The 20,785-nt window shown below is 61.3% G+C and carries 12 protein-coding genes, 1 tRNA gene and 1 riboswitch; of the genes, 9 read left to right on the plus strand and 4 right to left on the minus strand.

The features are described 5' to 3' along the window. Positions 1-101: 101 nt before the first annotated feature. The gene (locus tag AB6B39_RS03220; protein ID WP_284371750.1) at positions 102-3,605 is read left to right on the plus strand and encodes a DUF4214 domain-containing protein; all 3,504 of its coding nucleotides are present in this window, start codon (positions 102-104) and stop codon (positions 3,603-3,605) included. Here AB6B39_RS03220 and AB6B39_RS03225 read toward each other — a convergent pair. Beyond that, positions 3,602-4,852, minus strand: a complete 1,251-nt coding sequence (locus tag AB6B39_RS03225) for a glycosyltransferase (RefSeq protein ID WP_284371753.1) — start codon at positions 4,850-4,852, stop codon at positions 3,602-3,604. The genes AB6B39_RS03220 and AB6B39_RS03225 overlap by 4 nt on opposite strands. A 234-nt stretch (positions 4,853-5,086) precedes the next feature. Between AB6B39_RS03225 and AB6B39_RS03230 the strand changes: the two genes are divergently transcribed. The 3 genes from AB6B39_RS03230 to AB6B39_RS03240 are packed head-to-tail and all read left to right on the plus strand — an operon-like array spanning position 5,087 to position 10,819. Next, entirely contained in the window at positions 5,087-6,847 is a 1,761-nt protein-coding gene (locus AB6B39_RS03230; RefSeq protein ID WP_284371755.1) for an FkbM family methyltransferase, read from the plus strand. Next, positions 6,844-9,831, plus strand: coding sequence for a glycosyltransferase (locus AB6B39_RS03235; RefSeq protein ID WP_284371757.1), 2,988 nt, complete (start codon positions 6,844-6,846; stop codon positions 9,829-9,831). Before AB6B39_RS03230 ends, AB6B39_RS03235 begins: the two co-directional genes overlap by 4 nt. Position 9,832: 1 nt before the next feature. Beyond that, positions 9,833-10,819: a TraB/GumN family protein gene (locus tag AB6B39_RS03240; RefSeq protein ID WP_371398689.1), complete on the plus strand. Its 987-nt coding sequence runs from the start codon at positions 9,833-9,835 to the stop codon at positions 10,817-10,819. 2 nt (positions 10,820-10,821) lie between these two features. Here AB6B39_RS03240 and AB6B39_RS03245 read toward each other — a convergent pair whose 3' ends face one another. Next, positions 10,822-12,771 (minus strand): TonB-dependent receptor plug domain-containing protein, encoded by a 1,950-nt coding sequence (locus tag AB6B39_RS03245; protein ID WP_284371842.1) that lies wholly within the window; start codon positions 12,769-12,771, stop codon positions 10,822-10,824. A gap of 119 nt (positions 12,772-12,890) precedes the next feature. Beyond that, positions 12,891-13,093: riboswitch (cobalamin riboswitch) on the minus strand. A 40-nt stretch (positions 13,094-13,133) separates the two neighbouring features. Between AB6B39_RS03245 and bmt the strand changes: the two genes are divergently transcribed. Together bmt and rpoN are read left to right on the plus strand one after the other, a co-directional pair. Beyond that, the gene (bmt, locus tag AB6B39_RS03250; protein WP_284371763.1) at positions 13,134-14,171 is read left to right on the plus strand and encodes a betaine--homocysteine S-methyltransferase; all 1,038 of its coding nucleotides are present in this window, start codon (positions 13,134-13,136) and stop codon (positions 14,169-14,171) included. A 122-nt stretch (positions 14,172-14,293) separates the two neighbouring features. Next, positions 14,294-15,796, plus strand: coding sequence for an RNA polymerase factor sigma-54 (gene rpoN / locus AB6B39_RS03255; RefSeq protein ID WP_284371766.1), 1,503 nt, complete (start codon positions 14,294-14,296; stop codon positions 15,794-15,796). A gap of 10 nt (positions 15,797-15,806) precedes the next feature. Here the strand turns inward: rpoN and AB6B39_RS03260 are convergent, their stop codons facing one another. Then, entirely contained in the window at positions 15,807-17,261 is a 1,455-nt protein-coding gene (locus AB6B39_RS03260) for an alanine/glycine:cation symporter family protein (RefSeq protein ID WP_284371768.1), read from the minus strand. 98 nt (positions 17,262-17,359) lie between these two features. Here AB6B39_RS03260 and AB6B39_RS03265 point away from each other — a divergent pair, with 98 nt between their 5' ends. Continuing rightward, positions 17,360-18,184, plus strand: a complete 825-nt coding sequence (locus tag AB6B39_RS03265; RefSeq protein ID WP_284371770.1) for a DUF1295 domain-containing protein — start codon at positions 17,360-17,362, stop codon at positions 18,182-18,184. A gap of 1 nt (position 18,185) precedes the next feature. Here the strand turns inward: AB6B39_RS03265 and AB6B39_RS03270 are convergent, their stop codons facing one another. Next, positions 18,186-18,974: a sterol desaturase family protein gene (locus tag AB6B39_RS03270; RefSeq protein WP_284371772.1), complete on the minus strand. Its 789-nt coding sequence runs from the start codon at positions 18,972-18,974 to the stop codon at positions 18,186-18,188. An 81-nt stretch (positions 18,975-19,055) separates the two neighbouring features. On the opposite strand from AB6B39_RS03270, the gene glpK reads away from it, so the two are divergent. Both glpK and AB6B39_RS03280 read left to right on the plus strand, forming a co-directional pair. Then, positions 19,056-20,516, plus strand: a complete 1,461-nt coding sequence (gene glpK / locus AB6B39_RS03275; protein WP_284371773.1) for a glycerol kinase GlpK — start codon at positions 19,056-19,058, stop codon at positions 20,514-20,516. A 26-nt stretch (positions 20,517-20,542) separates the two neighbouring features. After that, positions 20,543-20,619 (plus strand) — tRNA-Ile (locus tag AB6B39_RS03280). Positions 20,620-20,785: the final 166 nt, after the last annotated feature.

The following is a 20,785-nucleotide window of genomic DNA, read 5'->3' on the forward strand; positions in this document are numbered from 1 at the left end:
CCGCGAAGAGTTGCGGGTGGGCTTGACGCCGCCAACAGGACCGGAAGACCAATGCGCATGGGGAGTGCGGGTCGACGGATCACAGACAAGATGAGAGCTTCATGTTCAACCCATATGCCGACCATTCGCTGACGACCGCCTTCGAAACGGAGCTGTCGTCTTTCGCACCGATTGACACGCAAGCCAGTGGCTTACTGCTTGATGGAGGTTTCCAGCCTGACCCCGCCGCATTCCGTATGCCGGGCAGCGATGTCTGGAACCCGTTCGCTATCGAGACGGCTGCCGGGTCGATTGCTGCGATTTTCTCGAAAGCGCCCAGCGTCTTTCTGGCCGAAGCCCTGTTCACAGCAATGGTCGATAATGGTCATGTCTTCGAAGCGGAATCCGATCTCTGTGCCTGTCACAGTCACGATCATGGCATGGATGCCAAGGCGCAGATCAAGGCGATCATGGCTGATATCGATGCCCTGATCACGGATTTGGGTGAGGGTGCCAATCTGAGCGAGCTGCTGACGACGATTGCCGATATGGGTGATGTGACAATGGACGCCGTCATCGAAGCGCTGAAAGAGGTCGCCGATACGCTTTCCAACGAACCAGACGGCGGCGACGTCGCGGGCGATGCGACGACGACAGGTACGCTTCAGATCGGCGGGTCCGTGACTGGCCTGCGCAATGGCTCGACAGACGATGACTGGTTTGCCGTCGAACTTGAAGCGGGCGTCGAATATACGTTCATCATGTTGCGGGACGGCGCTAATCCGCTTGGCGATCCGTGGCTGAGACTGTTCAATTCCGCCAGTGTCGAAGTGGCGTCGAACGACGATGTGGAGATCGATGGCGATCTGACGCGCGGGGAAAACCAGAACTCTCTGATCGTTTTCACACCGACCGAGTCGGGCACATATTATGTTGAAGCGAGTGCGTTCGGAAACCGGATCGGTAATTATACGATCTATGCGGAACGTGATGATGAGCGCCCTGATTTCACGCTGGACCAGGCAGCCTTCTTCCTGACCGATCAGTTTTCGCCCCGTACAATCTGGCCGAAAACGGATTTGACCTATGACATTTCTGCGCTGTCGGACGGGGCGAAGACATTGGCTCTGGCGGCAATGGAAGCCTGGGCGGAAGTGTCGGGGCTGACCTTCACGGCTGTGGCTGATGGCGGCACCGCCGATATCGATTTCAACGAAAATAACGATCCAGACGATGGCAGCGCGCAGGCCTTCGCCAGTACGCGGAGCAATCCTGCCATCGGCATTACAGGCGTTACCGTAACCGTGTCCCAGAACTGGGATCTGGATGGGAGCGGCAATCCGGATTACACACTCAATTCCTACCGTTACCAGACCTATCTGCACGAAGTCGGCCACGCGCTCGGCCTCGGACATGGGGGTCCGTATAATGGCACTTCCACAGCTTTCGATGGGACCTCGCTCCAGATCTACAATCAGGATGCCTGGAACTATACGGTGATGAGCTACATCAATCAGAGTGAGGCGAATTCCGGCACGCCGCGTTTCGCGCTTGGTCTGCAGATCGTCGATATCATCGCCATTCAGAACCTCTACGGGGTCAACAACAATACGCGAACGGGCGACAGCACATACGGCTTCAATTCGACGGAAACGGGCATCTACGATCTGGAGACGAACTTCTTCAATCAGGGTATCCGTCCACCGGCCCATTCGATCTGGGATGCGGGCGGGACCGATACGCTGGACTTCTCGGGCTATAGCGCCAACCAGCGGATCAGCCTGATCGCGGAAACCTTTTCCGATATTGGTGACAATACCGTCACGGCGGACACGACGGACGCGCTGATCAACGTGCTGACGATTGCACGCGGAACGGTGATCGAAAACGCGATCGGCGGATCGGGGAACGATACGTTTGTCGGCAATGCCGCTGACAACGTCTTTACCGGCAATGCCGGCGACGACACCTATTCGGGGGGCGCCGGGACAGACACGGTCATTCTCAGCAATAACCGTAACGAATATACGATTTCCGTCGAAAACGGGCAGCTCGTTCTCGTCAATGCCGCCGATGGAACCGACCGCGTCAATATTTCCGACGTCGAATTTATCGGCTTCGTCAACGGAACGCAGCTTGTCAGCGTCGCGTCCCTCGCCGGGACGGGTGTGACGTTTACCGAAGGGCCCGATGTCGTGGTCGGTACGGCGAGTGACGACGACTATTCCGCCCTGTCCGGTGACGACACTGTGTCAGGCGAAGGCGGCAATGACACGATCCGCGGCGGCGACGGTGCCGATACGCTGAGCGGCGGGCAAGGCGACGATACGCTGATCGGTGACACGGCCTATGTGCTGAGCGGCATCGAAGGGACGGTCTACCGGGCCTATCAGGCGGTCTTCGATCGTGACCCCGATACGGCTGGCTTCGATCTGTATGTCAACGGCCTGCGTCTGGGAACAGTCACACAACTGAAGATGTTCGAGGACTTTGTCGGCTCCGCCGAATTCCAGGCGACTTACGGCAATCTGACCAATGCGCAGTTTGTCGATCTGCTCTACGCCAACATCCTGCCGGGCAATAATGACGCGCAGGGACGGGCCAACTATACGGCCTCGCTGGATAGTGCAGCCCTGACCCGCGCTCAGGTCGTCGAGGAACTGGCCGGATCATCGGAATTCCGCGAACTGGCCCGGCTCGAAAGCGCCGCCTACGCCAGTAACGTCATTCTCGATCCGATCGATTTCCAGGTCTTCCGCCTGTATGAAGCGGTCTTTGACCGGGCCCCCGATGCGGCCGGCTTCAGGCTCTACACGGATGGGCTGCGTAACGAGTCGATCAATCTGACCGGAATTGCGACGGATTTCGTGGCCTCGACCGAATTCCAGAACACTTATGGTAATCTGACCAATGCGGAATTCGTCGAACTCCTTTATACCAACGTCTTGCCGGGCAATACGGATCAGGCAGGGCGTGATTCCTACATCGCGTCGCTGGATAGCAATGCGCTGACCCGCACGGCGATGATCGTTGAACTGTCCGAGAGTTTCGAGTTGCGTGAGCGTACGGATACGGAAGCCGCGACCTTCATCCAGAACTATGACACGTCCATCATTTCCGACACGCTGACAGGCGGGGCGGGCAAGGATCTCATGTTCGGGGGCAAAGGCCGCGATACCTTCGTGTTCGATGATGACAATACCGGTGTCGATACCATTATGGATTTCGAATCCGGCCTCGATGTCATCCAGATCACCAACGTTCCAGGCTTCACGACCTTCGCTCAGGTTCAGGCCGCGGCTGTGCAGAACGGAACAAATACGGTCATCACGCTCAATAATGGCAATCAGATCATTCTGCGCAATGTCGACCGCGATTCACTGACGCAGAATGATTTTTCCTTTGCTGCGGCTCAGTCGGCGGCGACCCTGAAGGACGGCCTCACACCGGTGGCCGAACCGCTCGACATATTTGACGATCTGTCGAAGGATGATGTCGATGTGGTCGTATCCCTGCCCGAGCCGCTACTGGATGGGGTGGATAGTCTGCTGACCAAGGCAGATGCCCATATGGCAATCGAGCTGATCGAGTTGATCGATCCGGATCAGGCCTACGCGCTCTTCTAGGTCGCGCTGGCTTCGCGCATCGCCACGCGCCGCAGCTCAGCCTGCGGCGCTATGGTCTGGGGCAAGGCGGCCAGTGCTGCCCGCAAACCATCAAGACGTGCAGGTCCCGAGAAGATGTGAGCGGCGGAGCGAATCCGGCCTTCGCGTCCTGTTGCAAGAGCGCCGGACCGCCAATCCTGACGCAGCTTTGTCAGATGTTTGGCCGCCACCGTCAGGTCCGGCTCGGCCCAATGCCCGGAGCGATAGATCGCCTGCGGATCACGGACCGGCACAGTGTGACTGGGCGTCGTCCAGCTCGATCCGGCCAGCTGCAGGGCGCGCGTCGAAGGCTCATCCGTCATGATCACGGGAACGCCCATCTGCATGGATTCGACAAGGGTCAGCCCGTAGCCTTCGCCGCGATGCAGGCTGAGGAATGTATCCGCCTCGGCCATGAGTGACAATGTTGAACGAAAGGAGAGGCGGCTTTCGATCAGCTCGGCCTGCGGGCAGGCGCGGATCGCGTCGCGGAGCGGCGCATCATCCGGCAGGTGGGACACTTTCACACGAAGCCGCACCTGCTGATCAGTCTGATCGAAGGCGCAGCGAAAGGCGGCAATTGCCCCTGCAATATTCTTGCGTGCCAGCGATGAGCGCGCATCTGCCATGGCCAGAACCGTAAAGACGGGTGGGCTCGTATCTGCGCGTGCCGCATGCACGTCGCAGATGTCCGTATGGCAGTAAGGAACGGTCACGGCGTCGGCACCGAGAGATTTCATCGCTGCGGCGGACGCATCGCTGGGCGACCAGATCGCATGGAAAAGCGGTACATAGGACCGCCACCGGGCTGGAGCGGCGTTCAGTTCGTAGAGCCACATGCCGATGCGCGGACGCTCTGCCAGACACGGTGGCGGTAGAGCGACCATCACTTCGGCGGCTTCCACGGGATTGAGGTGCCAGATGATCGGGCCCCAACCCGGGTCACGGGTGAGGGACGTCGTAGCGACAGGGGTCTGCGCGGGACCGGTTCCGTGCAGATGCGCCGTGACATCTATCCGGTGAACCGTGCGCCCGATCTGTTCAAGGTTGTCGGCCAGAAGCCTGACCGCCTGTCCCAGGCCGGATGCGCTCGAAAACAGTCCGTAAACCGTCACCGGGTCGTCGGAATGCGCGCCTGCGCCCGATCCGGACTGCAATCGTCGCAATTGCCAGAGGCGCTGGCGACGGCGCAATTCGTGACGCCAGGGTTGAGGGATGAGGTGAGCCATGATCCGTTAGGCTTTTCTCTAAACCCGAAGGACCGGACCGGACCATTGCCGGACGCAAGAAATTGAGAGGTGAGGTGACAAAAATGCGCTCTGGCAAGGATAACGATTAGCACTGTCTAGGGAGGGTTTGCGGGGCTGACAAATGACAATGGCTGCAAGGTCGCAGCAATTTGCCGCTTGCACCGCAGCCGGGCGTTGCACCGTCTCCTCTCCTCCTCTAGCAGACGGGCCACAATGAACCGACCCGTCCATTCCCAGCTGCCTGACAGGGCCCGGCATCAGCGCCAGGGTCAGTTTCGCTCGCATGCGCAGACACTGGAAGATGCGGCGCTGTTCAAGTCTCTGCGCGATGTCCGGGCCGGGACCTATCTCGACATCGGTGCGTACCATCCGTTGCGCGATTCCGTGTCTGCCGGATTTTACGAACGTGGCTGGCGCGGGATCAGCGTCGATCCGCTCCCGGGTCTGGACGCACTCTATTCGCAGCACCGCCCTGACGAGACCTTCATCGCGGCGGCGGTGTCGGATCAGGCAGATACGGCGATCCTGTCGCGCGTCGACGGTACGGGCTTGTCCGCTATCGATGGCGCAGGTGCGGACCGGATCACGGTCGATACGGTCCCGCTCACCGCTGTGCTGGATCAGCTCGACACGCCCATTCACTGGATGAAAATAGATGTGGAAGGTCATGAGGCCGCCGTCATCGACAGTTGGGGCGATCACCCTGCGCGCCCTTGGGTCCTCTGCCTGGAAAGTCAGGGCGGGGACGAACCGGGCTGGCACGCTGCGCTGGTCGCGCGGGGTTATGACTTCGTGCGAAGTGATGGGCTGAACCGCTTCTATCTGCACCGCGATCAATCATCCCGTCGCGCGGCGCTGGCCGAACCGCCAAGTGTGCTAGACCGGGTGCTGGTGACCGAATGGAGCGGCCTGTCGGAAATACCGAACCGTTTGGTCAGCCTGACGGCAGAGCGCGATTCCATGCAGACGCTCATGCAGTCGCAGGACCGTGCGTTGGACGATTATCGCTTTGCCCTCAAATCGGCCAATCAGGCGCAGCAGGACTTGCATCAGTCGATCAAGGATCACCGTTCAGCCATCGATGCCGGCAATGAGGCACAAGCCCATCTGCACCGTCACGTCGCCCGTCTCGAGCAGGAGTTGGCCGCAGCACAGGACGCCCTGGCGCAGGCGACCGAGCCCGCCGCGCCGGAGCTTTCAGCCCGGATCGAGCGGCTGACGCGCCGACTGGAAGCCGAACGGCAATCCCACAGGGCGGCCGCCATGGCGCTGCGCGCGGGCGTGGCGAGCACGGAGCAGGCGCTGGCCCAGACGCAGGCCGCATGCCGCCAGCTACAGGACGAGCGCACAGGCCATCAGGCCCGGATCAGCGATCTGGAAGCGCAGCTGCATGGCTTGCGCATACGCGAAGCCCATCTGGTCGAGGAAATCGACCGTCATGCGCACGGGCTCGACGCGATCCGCCGATCGACGGCCTGGCGTGTCACCAAACCCGTGCGCGTCGTCATGTCCGGCCTGCGTAAAGGCCGCGCCCGATCACGCACCCTGTCCGGGCGGATCCGTTCATTCGGTTTCGGCGCGGCGCTCAGGCTCTGGCTGCTGAACATTGCGGTCACCCATTGGCGGCGGGACTATAAGATCTTGCGGCCCGTGCGTCTGTTCATTCTCAACCGGCCCTCGCTGGGACGCCGTCTGGCCATGCGACCCGATCATTGGGACGAGAACTGGAACGCGACCGATCCGTTTGATCCGGATCCCAGTGCGACACAGGCGATCCTCGCGCGGGAGCGCGCATCAGACCCCAACCCGGCGCGTTATAAAGGGCCGCCCCCATCGGAGCATCCCGACGACCTGCCGCCCGGACGGCGCCCGCCGCCGGTTCTGCTGACGCCGCGCCGCAACAGCAACGCTCTGCTGCGGCTTTTGAAGCCTGTGCTGAAACGGCCGCGCGCCCGGCATCGGGATGCCACATGACCTCTGTCCGCATGCCTTATAAGACCGGTCCGCGCCCCCGGATCTGGATCGACGGTCAGTGCTTTCAGAGCGCCAGCCGTCTGCGCGGTATCGGTCGCGCCATTCTGGAAACCCTGACCTTTCTACGTAGCAACCATCCGCATCTCGATCTACATCTGTCGCTCAATGCCTCCCATGCCGAGGAAGCGCAGACGGCGCGCCATCTGCTGACGCCAATTCTCGGTGCCGACCGGATTCATATCTGGGAAGGGCTTGTTCTCAAACCTGAAAGCCAAGGTGGCTATACGGATCAGCAACGCGCGTCCGAAGCCGTTCTCGGCCATCATATCCGTTCGCTCGCGCCTGATCTGATTTGGAGCCCGTCCGTGTTCGAGGGTGGCCACAATCGCTACGTTTCACTGCTCGCCCCCAAAGCGACCGGCGTTCCCTCCGTTGTGACATTTCACGATGCCATTCCCTGGCGTTTTCAAGACCGCTATCTCGGTGATCCGGTATCGCGCGCCTGCTATGCGCGCCATCTGGACGCACTGGCGCAGTATGATCTGGCTTTCGCGGTCTCGCCCTTTTCTGAAAGCGAATTGCGCGACATTCATCCGGGTCTGCCGGTCATTAATGTCTCGTCCGGTCTGTCGCGCGGGTTTCAGGAGATCGTCGACGGTCTGCAGCCCGAACGCGCGCCGCAAAAGGGTAATGAAACCGAGCTGCTCTATGTCGGAGGTCTCGACTGGCGCAAGAATGTTCGGGCCATTCTGCAGGCGATGGGTCTGTTGAAGGATCGGGGACGGTCCGGCATCAGGCTGCGCTTGGTCGGCGATCAGCCTGGCGGCGACGTCGAACAGCTTGTCGCGCTGGCGCGTGAACTCGGCATCGGCGATGCCCTCGATTTTACCGGATTCTGCACGGATGCAGAATTGATCCGGGCCTATCAGGCCTGCGATATCGCGATCCAGCCCTCCATCATGGAAGGGTTCGGATTGACCGCGCTGGAGGCGATGCGGGCCGGAGCTCCGCTGATCGCAGCGCGGGCCGGCGCACTGCCGGGCGTCGTGGGCGATGCGGCGCTGCTGTTCGACCCTTATGATGCTGTCGCGCTGGCCGACCATATCGAAGCGGTGATCGACGACCCGGCGCTGGGCAGACGTCTGCGCAGAATGGGCCGGCAGCGATGCAATCTGTTCGACTGGGAAGTCACGGCAGACCGCGTGGCGAGGGGCTTTGAGGGACTCGTCCGACCAACGCGAAATACACCTCGGCCTGTCGCCGAGCAGCGCGCTATCAGTGCCGCGCTCATGCCGCCGATCGACAGGGCCGTCATTCCGCCGGCGCGGCTCTCCGTCCATATGGCTGCCGCAGAGGTTCCGTCGTCTCTGCCCACAGGCCGTATTCTGTTCGACGTCACCAGCACGTTCTACAATGATTACGGTACCGGCATTCAGCGCGTAGTGACGCGGATTGCGCGGCAATTGCTAGAAAATCACCCCAATGTCCAACTGGTCGTTTGTGATTCCGATGTCGGGCTTGAAGCCGCGCGCATGGATGCGAAAGGGCGCTTCCGCACGGAACGCAAGCTGACGCGAAAGATCGTCTATCCGCAGGTCGGCGACACGCTGATCCTGCTCGATAGTAGCTGGATCTGGTACAAATCCTTCGAGACCGTCCTGGCCGATGCAAGGCTGCGCGGTGCGGTCGTCATTTCGGGCCTGCATGATCTCGTGCCTGTCGCTTATCCGGCCTATTGCGATGACGGCATGCCGATCAATTTCCAGAAATGGTTGCGCGCGGCCCTGCGTTATTCCGATGCCTTCATCTGCGTCTCCAAGGCGACGGCGGAGGCGCTGCACGATCTTCTGTCGGGTACCGATTTCCCGCGTCCGATGAAAATCGGTCATTTCCGGCTTGGGTCTGACAGCCTCGGCCCTGCAAGCCTCGCTTCGGGCAACCCCGCTTCGGGCAGTGCGCGCGGCGAAGGGATGCACGACGGACCGCATGATCCCGACCACTTCCTCGTTGTCGGAACGCTGGAGCCCCGCAAAGGTCATTCCGATATTCTCGCCGCTTTCGAACGGCTCTGGGCCAGCGGCGCGGATCTGCGCCTGACCTTTGTCGGTCGTCCGGGCTGGGGCACGACAGGGCTGCAGGCCGAGTTGACGGCGCTGGCGGCGCGCGACCCCCGCTTCGACTGGATCTCGGACGCGGATGATACACGTCTGGCGCGGGCCTACGCAGACGCCGGAACAGTCATCGCGGCCAGTCACGCGGAAGGGTTCGGTCTGCCCCTGGTCGAAGGCGGACGCGCCGGATGCGGCGTCATCGCGCGCGACATCCCAGTTTTTCGCGAAGTCGCACCGGGCGGGACGCGTTTCTTCGACACGGTTGATACGTTGATGGACCAGGTACTGGCGGCGCAGGCCGATCCGACGCCTCCGGCCAAGACGGATCCGCCGATCAGCTGGGCGGAGTCCACAGCGCTGTTGATGGAGAAGATCCGCACAGACGATTACGCGCAAAGCTATCGGCCCATGGATCCGGAACCGTTCGTGCCCGATACGGATACCGGGGTCGACCGGATGAAAGGTCCGATCAATCCGGCGCTGATGGATATTAGTCTGAGCACGATTCCGACCCGGATCGACAGCCCTCTACCGGGTTATTACCGCTTCGTCGTCAGGGTCAGCAATGACGGGCCTGAGCCGCTTTATTCCAAGGGCCGCCTGACGGGTGAGGATAGCGTCCACCTGTCCTATATTACGCTCGATCATGATGGGCATGAGCGCGCGATCGAGGCCGCTCGCGCCAAGATACCCTACGGGCTGCCGCGGGGGCAGAGCACCGTCATGGCGATCGATCTGCCGGACCATTTGGTCGAGAACCCTGCGATCATGGTACAGTTCTCACTGGTGCAGGAAGGCCGCGCCTGGTGGCCCTATCTGGCGCAACTGGATCGGGACGCCCATGGCATTCCCGCAAAAGGTACGACAGACTGATATGCGCAACTTTCTGATTTGGTTCGGCCTTCTGATACTGATGGCCTGCGATCAGGTCCCGATCACGGACGGGGCCGCGCGCAAGGTCAGCGAAGCGCGCGAACGCAATGATGCGCCGGCCATCTGGCGATTGCAGGATGAAGACAGCACCCTCTATCTGTTCGGGACGGTCCACCTGCTGCCGGATGATCTGAACTGGCAGCGCGACGATATGCGCGAAGCCTTCGCCGCTTCGGGCACGGTTTTCTTCGAAGCGGACAATGAGGGCGCAGCGGCCCTGCGCGCGCAAGCGCTGGCCACCCGGCTCGGCCTGCGAACGGATGGACGGCGTCTGACTGATACGCTCGATAATTATCAGTCCAACCTGCTCGAAGCGGTCGCCAATAATGGCGCGCTCGATCTTGCGGCGCTCGATGCAATGCAGCCTTGGCTGGCCGGCGAGTTTCTGACTCTGTCCGCTGCGCAGGGGGAGGGCCTGTCGGCAAATCTGTCCGCAGACGAAGCGCTGAAATCCAGGGCGGCGCGCTCAGGCAAGAATGTCGTCTATTTCGAAACACCCGAGGACCAGATCCGGCAAATTGCCGACCTGCCGGAAACCGTTCAGCTGGAGCTGCTGACCAATACGATGGAACGGTTCGATGACATGGGCCCGGGCTTGCGCCGGATCGCGGAAGACTGGGCGGTCGGCGATGTCGCGGCTCTGGAGCGCGACCTCACCACACCGCTAGCGACCGCACCGGCGGGCTATCGCGAGGCTATCTTTCTTGACCGGCATGAGCGCTGGGCCGACCGCCTCGACCGGTTCATGCAAGGCTCAGGGACTGGCTTCGTCGCGGTCGGCACCAGCCATTTGGTCGGAGATGGAAGTCTGATCGATGCGCTCGAAGCGCGCGGCTATGATGTCGCGCGCCATCTGGCATTTCTGGGCGAGGATGTGATTCGGCCTGCCAATCTCGACCTGCCGAACGTGCCGACAGGCCAGGAGTAGGCCTAGAAGTCCAGCGCCAGACCGGCAAAGACCGACCGGCCCGGTGCGGCATAGCCGACAATCTCCTGGTAGGTCTCATCCAGCAGGTTTTCGCCGCGCAGGCTCAGCACCACATGATCGCCGATGCCCCAGGCGGCCCGCGCCCCCAGCAGGGTGAAGGCGTCCAGCGTCACGTCGGAGAAGGTTGCGAAATCCGTATCGCGCTGCGTTCCCGTATGATCGAGATAGGCCGAAAGGCTCAATGCATCGCTGGCACGCCAGGTCACATTGGCGCTGCCTGTGAAGCGCGGACGTCTGATTTCCTCGACCCCATCCTGCTCGCTATCCAGATGTGTCGCAGCACCGGACAGGGTCCAGTCGCCCGTCTGATATTGGGCTTCCAGCTCGATCCCGCGCCGGGTCGACTCCGTTCCCAGATTGGCGACCGTCTGCGCAAATGTCGGCGGCAGGAAGCGGGTCACGATCTCATCTTCCAGGGCACTTTCGAACAGATCGACCGAGGCGCGAAAATTGCCGATCCGCTGCTCATAGCCGACACTGACGCCCAGGCTGCGTTCGGGTTTCAGGTCGGCATTGCCGGTAAAGTTGGAGCCCGGAAAGAAGCCGAATAATTCGATCAGGGTCGGGTTCTTCACGCCCGTCCCGACCGAGGCGCGCAACCGTCCGTCCCAGTCAAACCCGTAGCCGGCACCGACGCGCCAAGTCGTGGCATCATCGAACAGATCATTCAGATCGTGACGCACTGAGCCTGACAGGGTCAGCGCGCCGTGGCTGAAGCGGTAGTCGCCAGCCAATGCCGCTGCCTCATTCTGCGGTCTGGCCCCCGGTTCGGTGAAGTTGGGCACGATCCGGTAGGTCTCGCGCTCATATTCCGCCAGCGCCGTAAAGGCGTGGCGGTCCGTTTCGACCCCGGCGACCCAGCTGATATTGCGGCGCTCTCCCTGGCTGCGAGATGAAAAGCCGCCGACCGTATCCGTGTCCGTTTCGGACCACTGGCCGCTGATCTTGTGATCGATCGATCCGGTCGAAAAGCGCGCATCAAGCCGGGCCAGCTGCCGCCTGCGTTCGGTCTCGTCATCCGTATTGTCGAGCCGCCCGTCAAACGGGCTGTCGGCGTCGAATTGCGTATCGAGCAGGCTGAAACTGTAGAGCCCGTCGAGCCGCACGGGACCGAGCTCGACGGCGTTCAGGCCGACACGCAGACTCCGCGACTGCGCCCCGTCAACCTCGCCGCCCAGACCGGAAATGTCGAACCCGTCTGTCCGAAACGCATTGCCATTCACGGAAAGAGCCGCACCAGCGATCGGAATGACGGCGCTGATCTGACCCTCAAACGTGCCGTAGGTGCCGCCTTCGACGCTCGCGCGCCATTGCGGCTCGGTTTCGCCGGCCCGGGTGACGATGGACACGACGCCCGCCACCGCGTCGGACCCGTAGAGAGCCGATTGTTCGCCGCGCAGGACTTCAATTTTAACAATGTCGGCGGCCCGCAAGCCAGACAGGTCGATTTCGCCCGTACTCGGATTAGCGGCTTCGACCCCGTCGATCAGGACCAGAACCTGATTGGCTTCCGCGCCGCGCACGCGAATCTGCGTCACCCCGGCGCCTGGTCCCGACGTGCTGACGGCGATACCGGGCAGGGAGCGGAGCAGCTCGGACACATATTGCTGCCCGCGGGTTTTTATCTCATGCTCGGATAGGAATGAGACCGGAGATGTTGTCTCACTCCCTTCATCATAACCCAGCCGCCCTGTAACAATGATCCAGTCTTCATCTCCGTGGTATGAGCAGACAATGACGTAATCACGCTCCTCTTCGGATAGAGTGTAGTCGACCGGATTTCCTCTTTGGCAATCTGTATCCCACTCGAAGCTGACATCCGCTTGCACCTGCGCCCAGCCAGGCACACTCAGACTGACGGCGGCTGCCGTCCCTAGTAAAATACGTTTCATCACGCACGTCTCCAATGTCGCGTGGCCCTTCCGGCGCACACGTGTTTGCAAAAGACGTCGTCATTGAAAGACGGGGCTCATCCCCATCATCCATGCGCATCGGTCGACCCCGCCCGCGCGCGCTGGCGACTTGTTTCGGCAGGTCTTCCGACTGATGGCTCTCCCTGACAATAATCAGAGGTGGATCACCGCGCCTTCCCAGTTGTGAAACCAGTGGCGTTTGCGGCGACCCTCGCCAAACACGGCAGCGGGCGCTGTCGAGGATTTGAACCCCGTTCCCTATTCACGCTCGTTAAGAGCGACCGGAACGGGGCTGCGCCTAAAGTCTTTGACAGCGCGGCACAAGCGCCTAGAGGGCGGATATGCGAATTTCTTTATATGATCTATTGCGGCAGACCCCACTGCTTCTGGCCGACGGCGCGACCGGCACCAACTTCATGCATATGGGGCTGGAGCCTGGCTTCCCGCCGGACATCTGGAACCTGACCGAGCCAACCAAACCGGAGACGCTACACCGACAATTTGTCGACGCCGGATCCGACATTATCCTGACCAATACGTTCGGGGCCAATGCGCCGCGTCTGAAACTGCATGACGCACAGGACGACACCTACGCCATCAACAAGGCCGGGGCCGAGATTGCGGGCCGCGTGGCCGCAGCCGCCGATCGCCCCGTCGTCGTGGCCGGGTCCGTCGGACCGACGGGCGAACTGTTCGCGCCGATGGGTGAGATGACGATGGACAGTGCCGTTGCCGCCTTTTCGACACAGATCGAAGGCCTGCGCGACGGCGGTGCCGACGTGATCTGGATCGAAACCATGTCGGCGGCGGAAGAGATTCAGGCCGCTGCGCAAGCCGCGATCAATTGCGGCATGCCTTACGTCTTCACGGCGAGTTTCGACACGGCTGGCAAGACGATGATGGGGGTCGCGCCCGGCGACATTCACGGCATCACGGCGGCGCTGTCCGAACAGCCGCTGGCCGTCGGTTCGAATTGCGGCGTCGGAGCGTCCGATCTGCTGCTCGGCGCGCTCGACATGACGGCCGCCAATCCCGACGCGGTCGTGGTCGGCAAGGCCAATTGCGGTATTCCGACCGTGCTGGGCAAGGAGACTGTCTATTCCGGCACGCCGGAGCTGATGTATGATTATGCGCAGCTTGCCGCCGATGCAGGTGTGCGGATCATTGGCGGCTGCTGCGGCAATGCGCCGGAACATGTCGCCGCCATGCGCCGGTCGATCGACGCCTATCTGGAACGCGGCGCTCCCGGTCCGCGCCCAACCCGTGCCAGCCTTGAGGCGGCTCTTGGACCGCTAGTCAATCCCCCAGTCGAGGCGGGAACGAAGGGCCGTCGCGGAGCCAGGGGTAGGGCAAGGGGAGGCGCGAGACGCCAGCGCTGACCCCGATTGCAAGGCTTTGCTAACCCTGTCGCTTAGCGCCATCCTAAGGCTCCGACCCTAAAGCATCGTCCCAAGCCGACCCATTTATGAGGTTGGCACGATGAATGGGAAGAGGATCGGGCATGGCGCTAGCGCCCAAAATCGTTGCACGGCAGACGCAAAGTCTGGCCATGACACCGCAATTGCAGCAGGCGATCAAGCTGCTGCAACTCTCCAATCTGGAGCTGGCGGCCTTCGTTGAGGATCAGGTTGAAAAGAACCCTCTGCTGGAACGTGGTACGGGCGATGAGAACCGTCGCGGTGAAGACGAACCCGTCACGGTCGCTGCATCCGAGACAACGCTCGACATGAATGTCCCGGCGGCGGCGCAGACCGAACTGGATGTTCCGGATCACAGTATTTCCGATGACAGTGCGGCTGACCGTATCGGCGGTCCGGCGGCCGATGTTGGCGGTTCGATCGATTTCAACAAGGGGGCCGGGTCCGGCCGTCCACTGTCGGATGTTTATGACGCCGCTGCCAATGCCGCGGCCGAAGTGACGTTGCAGGATCATCTGCGGCGCCAGTTTGCTCATCTGTCCCTGTGTCCTACGGACCGCCCGGTCGCGGACTATCTGGTCAATCTGATTGATGACGGCGGTTATCTACGCGAAGAAACCGAGGCCTTGGCCCTGTCGCTAGGTGTCTCGTCAGCGCGTATCAGCTCGGTCATTACCCAGCTGCAGACGTTGGAGCCGACCGGCGTCTTCGCCCGCAGCTTGCCGGAATGCCTGTCGATGCAGCTGGCGGAAACTGGTCATCTCGACGATGCCAACCGGATCATGCTCGATAATCTGGATCTGCTGGCCCGGCATGACCTGCCCAAACTGGCCAAGCTATGCCAAATCGATATTGATGGGCTCAAGACCCGTATCCTGCATCTGCGGTCTCTGTCACCGAAGCCGGGTTTTGCCTTTGGCGGCAGTGCCGTCTCTGGTGTTGAACCCGATGTCTATGTGCGTGAAACGCCGCAAGGCGGCTGGGCGGTCGAACTGAATTCCGACACGCTGCCGCGCGTGCTGGTCAACAAGCGCTATTACCGCGAAATCAAGGCGGCGTCCGGCGACGATGAAACGGCGCGGGAATTTCTGTCCGACTGTCATCAGACCGCAAGCTGGTTGGTCAAATCACTCGATCAACGGGCCCGCACGATCCTGAAGGTCGCCAGCGAAATCGTCCGGCAGCAGGATGCATTCTTCGCCTACGGCGTCGATCATATGCGCCCGCTCAAACTCAAGGATGTGTCCGAAGCGATCGAAATGCACGAATCCACGGTCAGCCGGGTTACGACGGGCAAGTTCATGGCCACGCCGCGCGGCATGGTCGAGCTGAAATTCTTCTTCACCGCGTCAATTCCATCCACGTCGGGCGGAGAGGGACACAGTGCGGAGTCCGTCCGTCACCGCATTCAGACGCTGGTCGACGAGGAAACCGATGTGAAAAGCGTCAAATCGGACGACCGGATCGTCGAACTGCTTCGCGCGCACGGGATCGACATTGCGCGCCGGACCGTCGCCAAATATCGCGACGTGATGAATATACCCAGCTCCGTCGAACGACGCCGGATCATCCGCAACAGGCTTTAGCTTCGCTCTCCTATTTCCGGGCGGCCCAATAGACTTTCAGGTCGCGTTTCACTTCTGGCGCCATGATATAGAGCCCGATCAGGTTCGGTATCGCCATGACGAAGATCAGCGCGTCGGCGAAGTCCAAAATGGCGCCCAGCTGCACTGCTGCGCCCAGCGCGATGAAGGCACAGAAGATCAAACTGAAGGTCAGATTGGTCTTGCGGCTTTCTCCGAAAATATAGGTCCAGCCCTTGGTGCCGTAATAGGCCCAGGCCAGCATGGTCGATACCGCAAACAGGATAGCCGCGATCGATAGCGGCACGGGCGACCAGGGAATGGAATTGGCGAAGGCTGCCGAGGTCATCTCGATCCCGGCGACCCCGCCGCCCATGAGCGTTTCGGTCGGAAAGGCCGTCACCAGAACCAGACCGGTCAGGGTGCAGACCACGACCGTGTCGATGAACGGTTCCAGCAGGCTGACAAACCCCTCGGTCAGTGGATCGGATGTCGTGACAGCAGAGTGCGCGATGGCGGCGGAGCCGATCCCGGCTTCATTGGAGAAGGCGGCGCGCTGGAAGCCGATGATCATGGCACCGAGAAAGCCGCCTGTGACGCCCGAAGGCGTAAACGCCCCGGTCACGATCGCAGCGACAGCGCCCGGCAGAGCCTGCGCATTCAGCCCGATCACGATCAACGCGCCGATAATATAGATCCCGATCATGAAGGGAACCAGCTTGACGGTTACCCGGGCGATGGACTTGATGCCGCCGACAATGACGACGCCGACGATCACGGCCAGAATGATCCCGACCAGCCAACCCAGACCCTCTAACGGTCCGGTCTCCCCGCCCGTGACATAGAGCAGTTGCCCATAGGCCTGATTGCTCTGGAACATGTTGCCGATGCCCAGACAGCCAATGACGATGCTGACCGCATAGAACAGGCCGAGAAAGCGCCCCAGTTTCGGCCAGCCGCGGCGTTCCAGCCCGGCGCGCAGATAATACATCGGCCCACCGGAGACGGTCCCGTCTTCCGCCACCTGCCGGTATTTGACGCCCAGCGTACATTCCACGAATTTCGTCGTCATTCCGACCAGCCCGGCCACGATCAGCCAGAAGATCGCGCCCGGCCCACCGATGGAGACGGTGATCGCGACCCCGGCAATATTGCCGATCCCGACCGTGCCGGATACGGCGGCTGTGAGCGCCTGGAAGTGGGAGATTTCGCCGGGGCCATGATGGGCATCCTCCCGCCCGCTGACGATCCGCAAAGCATGCCGGAAACCGCGAATGTTGATGAAACCGAGATAGACCGTAAAGAAAACGGCCCCGACGATCAGCCACACCACGATCAGCGGTACTTCGGCATCGCCGATCGGTACCGAATAGAAGATGAAGCCCGACACGGCGTCCGTCAGCGGCTGAACTGCGCGGTTGATCGCCTCATCGATGCCCGTGGCGGGCCGGCTGTTCTGAATTTGCATGACGGTTCGTCTCCCTGAATGCTTCCATGCCACAATTTGCCGCTCATGACAGACCAAGCTTTTTTGCCCGTGTCGCCCCGCCCATGTTAAGCGAGCCTATGCTTGCACTCGTCTATCTCGCCCATATCGCCATTCTGATCTTCGGAGCGGTCACGCTGGTCTGGCTGATCAGCCTGCTGATGAAAGACGCGTCCATCATCGATATCTTCTGGGGTTTCGGCTTTGCCGTGGTCGGAGCGGCCTGTCTGTGGCTCGCCAACCGGGCCTCCGGCGGGGAAATCAGCCCCTATCTCTGGCTGATGGGTCTGATGCCGATTATCTGGGGACTGCGCCTGACAGCCTATCTGGCAAAGCGCAATCTGGGACACGGCGAAGATGGCCGCTACGTCGCCATGCGTAAACGCTCCGGACTGGCGGAAATGACGTGGCGCTTACGCGCGCTGCTGAGCATTTTCTGGGGGCAGGGCTTGCTGATCCTGATTGTGTCCGCGCCCGTCTGGATCGCCTTTGCCTTCGGTCGCGAAACGGCGATCGGTCCTCTCGCCATTATCGGTGCGCTCATGTGGCTGACCGGAACCCTGTTCGAAGCCATCGGCGACGCGCAACTCGCCGCCTTCCTGCGCCGCAATGCTGATTATGACGGCCCCTATGAGGACAAGCCCGTTCTCGATACCGGGCTGTGGCGCTATACGCGTCACCCCAACTATTTCGGCAATGCGCTGCTCTGGTGGGGGATTTTTGTCGCGGCATGTCAGGCCCCGCTGGGCTGGATCAGCATTTTCGGGCCGATCATCATGACGATCCTGCTGATGCGTGTGTCCGGTCGGGACCTGCTGGAGCGCAAACTGAAGAAGCGCCCCGCCTACCGCGACTATGTTGAGCGGACATCCAGCTTCTTCCCCATGCCACCGAAAAAGACTTAATCTACTCTGCCGCGACGGGTACCGGATTTGGCTTGATGGTTTCCCCGACTAGCCCCCGGTCCGTCCCCATCACCTTGTCCCAGAAGCGGAAATAGAGCCCGTAATTTCCGGTGAATTTCGTATGATGCAGATTATGATGGCTTGCCGTGATGATATGCCGACCCCACCAGCCCTGGATCCAGCGCTTCGGATAGACCTCCCAGCCGGCATGATTGAACACGGCGTTGATCGTCATCAGCATCAGGATCATCAGCGCGGTGACCCAGTGGATCGGCAGGATCAGCGCCATAACGGGTAGCAGCCAGGCCATGCTAGCCGCTTCGACTGGATCGAATGAAAAGCTCGCCCATGGGGTCGGCTGCACACTGCGGTGATGACCGGCATGTGTATGTCTGAACAGTTTCGGATGATGCATCAGGCGATGGCTGAAATAGAACCACGTGTCCTGCGCGAACAGATAGAGCGCGGCGCTGAGCGGGAGCCATAACCATTCGCCCAGACCCTGCGGCAGGCCCGAATAAATCGCCGTACCTCCAGCTTTCCACATTTCCAGCACGACTGCCGCCGGAAAGGCGTAGATGAAGGCGCTGATCGTCGAGAGCCTGATTTCGTTGCGAATAGTGGCGCGTGTCGGATCGCGCCGTGACAGACGGCGCGCCCGCGTCGGTGTGCGTTTCCACAGCGCCCAGTGGATCGGCGCAACGATCGCGAAATAGCGCGCAATGATAATCGCGCTCAGTCCGGCAAACGTTTCGACAAAGCCCCAGAACGGTATCGGCCATCCTTCCATGGCCTTGCGCCTAACGGCTCGCTGGGAGGATCGCAATGACAGGACGCTTGCCGCGCTGCTGTGGCGCGCTAGGATGGCGCCATGTCAGACGTCATACTTTCCATCGATCAGGGCACGACGAGTTCCCGCACACTCGTCGTCAGCGCGGACGGACGGATCCTGCATGCGGCGCAGGAAGAGTTCCCGCAAATCTATCCCGCTGATGGCTGGGTCGAACATGATCCGGAAGCGATCTGGGCCACGGTCGAGCGGACCCTGCGCGCCTGCCATGACTGGTGCGAGGCGGCGGGGCACGAACCCGTGGCGATCGGCATCACGAACCAGCGCGAGACGACACTGGTCTGGGACCGCGAAACCGGCAAATGCCTCTATAATGCCATCGTCTGGCAGGACCGGCGCACGGCAGAGCGGTGCCGCGCGCTGGCAGCCGCGATACCGGTCGCGCAATTGCAGGCCAAGACCGGCCTGCTGCATGATCCCTATTTCAGCGCGACCAAGATCGCCTGGATACTGGACACTGTCGATGGCGCCCGCACGCGCGCCGAGGCGGGCGAACTCTGTTTCGGAACTGTCGAGAGTTTTCTGATCTGGCGACTGACCGGAGGTGCAGTCCATGCGACGGACGCGACCAATGCCAGCCGGACTAATCTTTACAATATCCGCGACAATCTCTGGGACGAGGAATTGCTGGCCCTGTTCGGTGTGCCGGATTCCGGCCTGCCCGATGTGCGCGACTGTGTTGCGGATTATGGTCGCTGGAACGGCATCCCGATCCGCGGCGTGGCGGGGGATCAGCAGGCCGCAGCCATCGGCCAGCTCTGCTTTGCGCCGGGCGACATCAAATCCACCTATGGCACGGGCTGTTTCGTCATTCTGAATACGGGCGATCAGTGCCTGACATCGGACAATAAATTGCTCTCCACCATTGCTTACCGGATTGACGGGCAGACGGCCTATGCGCTGGAAGGCTCGATCTTCATCGCCGGTGCGGGCGTGCAATGGCTGCGCGACGAAATGAAATTGGTCGACCATGCGGCGGAAACGCAGGCGATCTGCGAAGGGCTGAACTCCAATCAGGGGGTTTATCTGGTTCCGGCCTTTACCGGACTGGGCGCGCCCTATTGGGAACCGGACGTGCGCGGCGCGCTGTTCGGCCTGACCCGTAATACGGGTCGGGACGCGGTTGTGCGCGCCACGGTGGAGAGCGTCGTCTATCAGACGCATGATCTGTTCGCCGCCATGGCCAAGGATGGAGCCCATCCAAAAAGTCTGCGCGTCGATGGCGGTATGGTCGCCAATGACTGGATGGTCGGCCATCTATCCGACGTGTTGAACCTGCCCGTCGAACGCCCGAAGGTTCTGGAAACGACGGCCATGGGGGCGGCCTATCTGGCGATGCTTGGTGCAGGCATGGTCGCCAATCTGGATGATCTGTCCGCCCTGTGGCAGCGCGACCGACTGTTTGAACCGGATATGGCTGAAAAGACCCGCAAGTCCCTCTTGGACGGCTGGGCGGACTGCGTTAGACGGCTGCTCGCCTAGCGCTGCGGGCTGATGATCGTGGCAATGGGGGGATAGCTCAATTGGTTAGAGCCACCCGCTCATAACGGGTTGGTTGGGGGTTCAAGTCCCTCTCCCCCTACCACGCACTTGGCAAGATCTGGCGGACAGCCACATCGCAGCGGGCTGGTCCCCGTTCACAGCGTCCAGAAGCTGGCAATTTCACTTAATCCCCGCTTATCGCGTTAGGGCGCCCGCTATTTCAATCTTGTACAAGAAGCCTCCACGACTCGATCCACTCCCTCCCATTT

Origin of the sequence: Algimonas porphyrae (assembly GCF_041429795.1) — a bacterium.
GTDB classification, from domain to species: Bacteria; Pseudomonadota; Alphaproteobacteria; order Caulobacterales; family Maricaulaceae; genus Litorimonas; species Litorimonas porphyrae.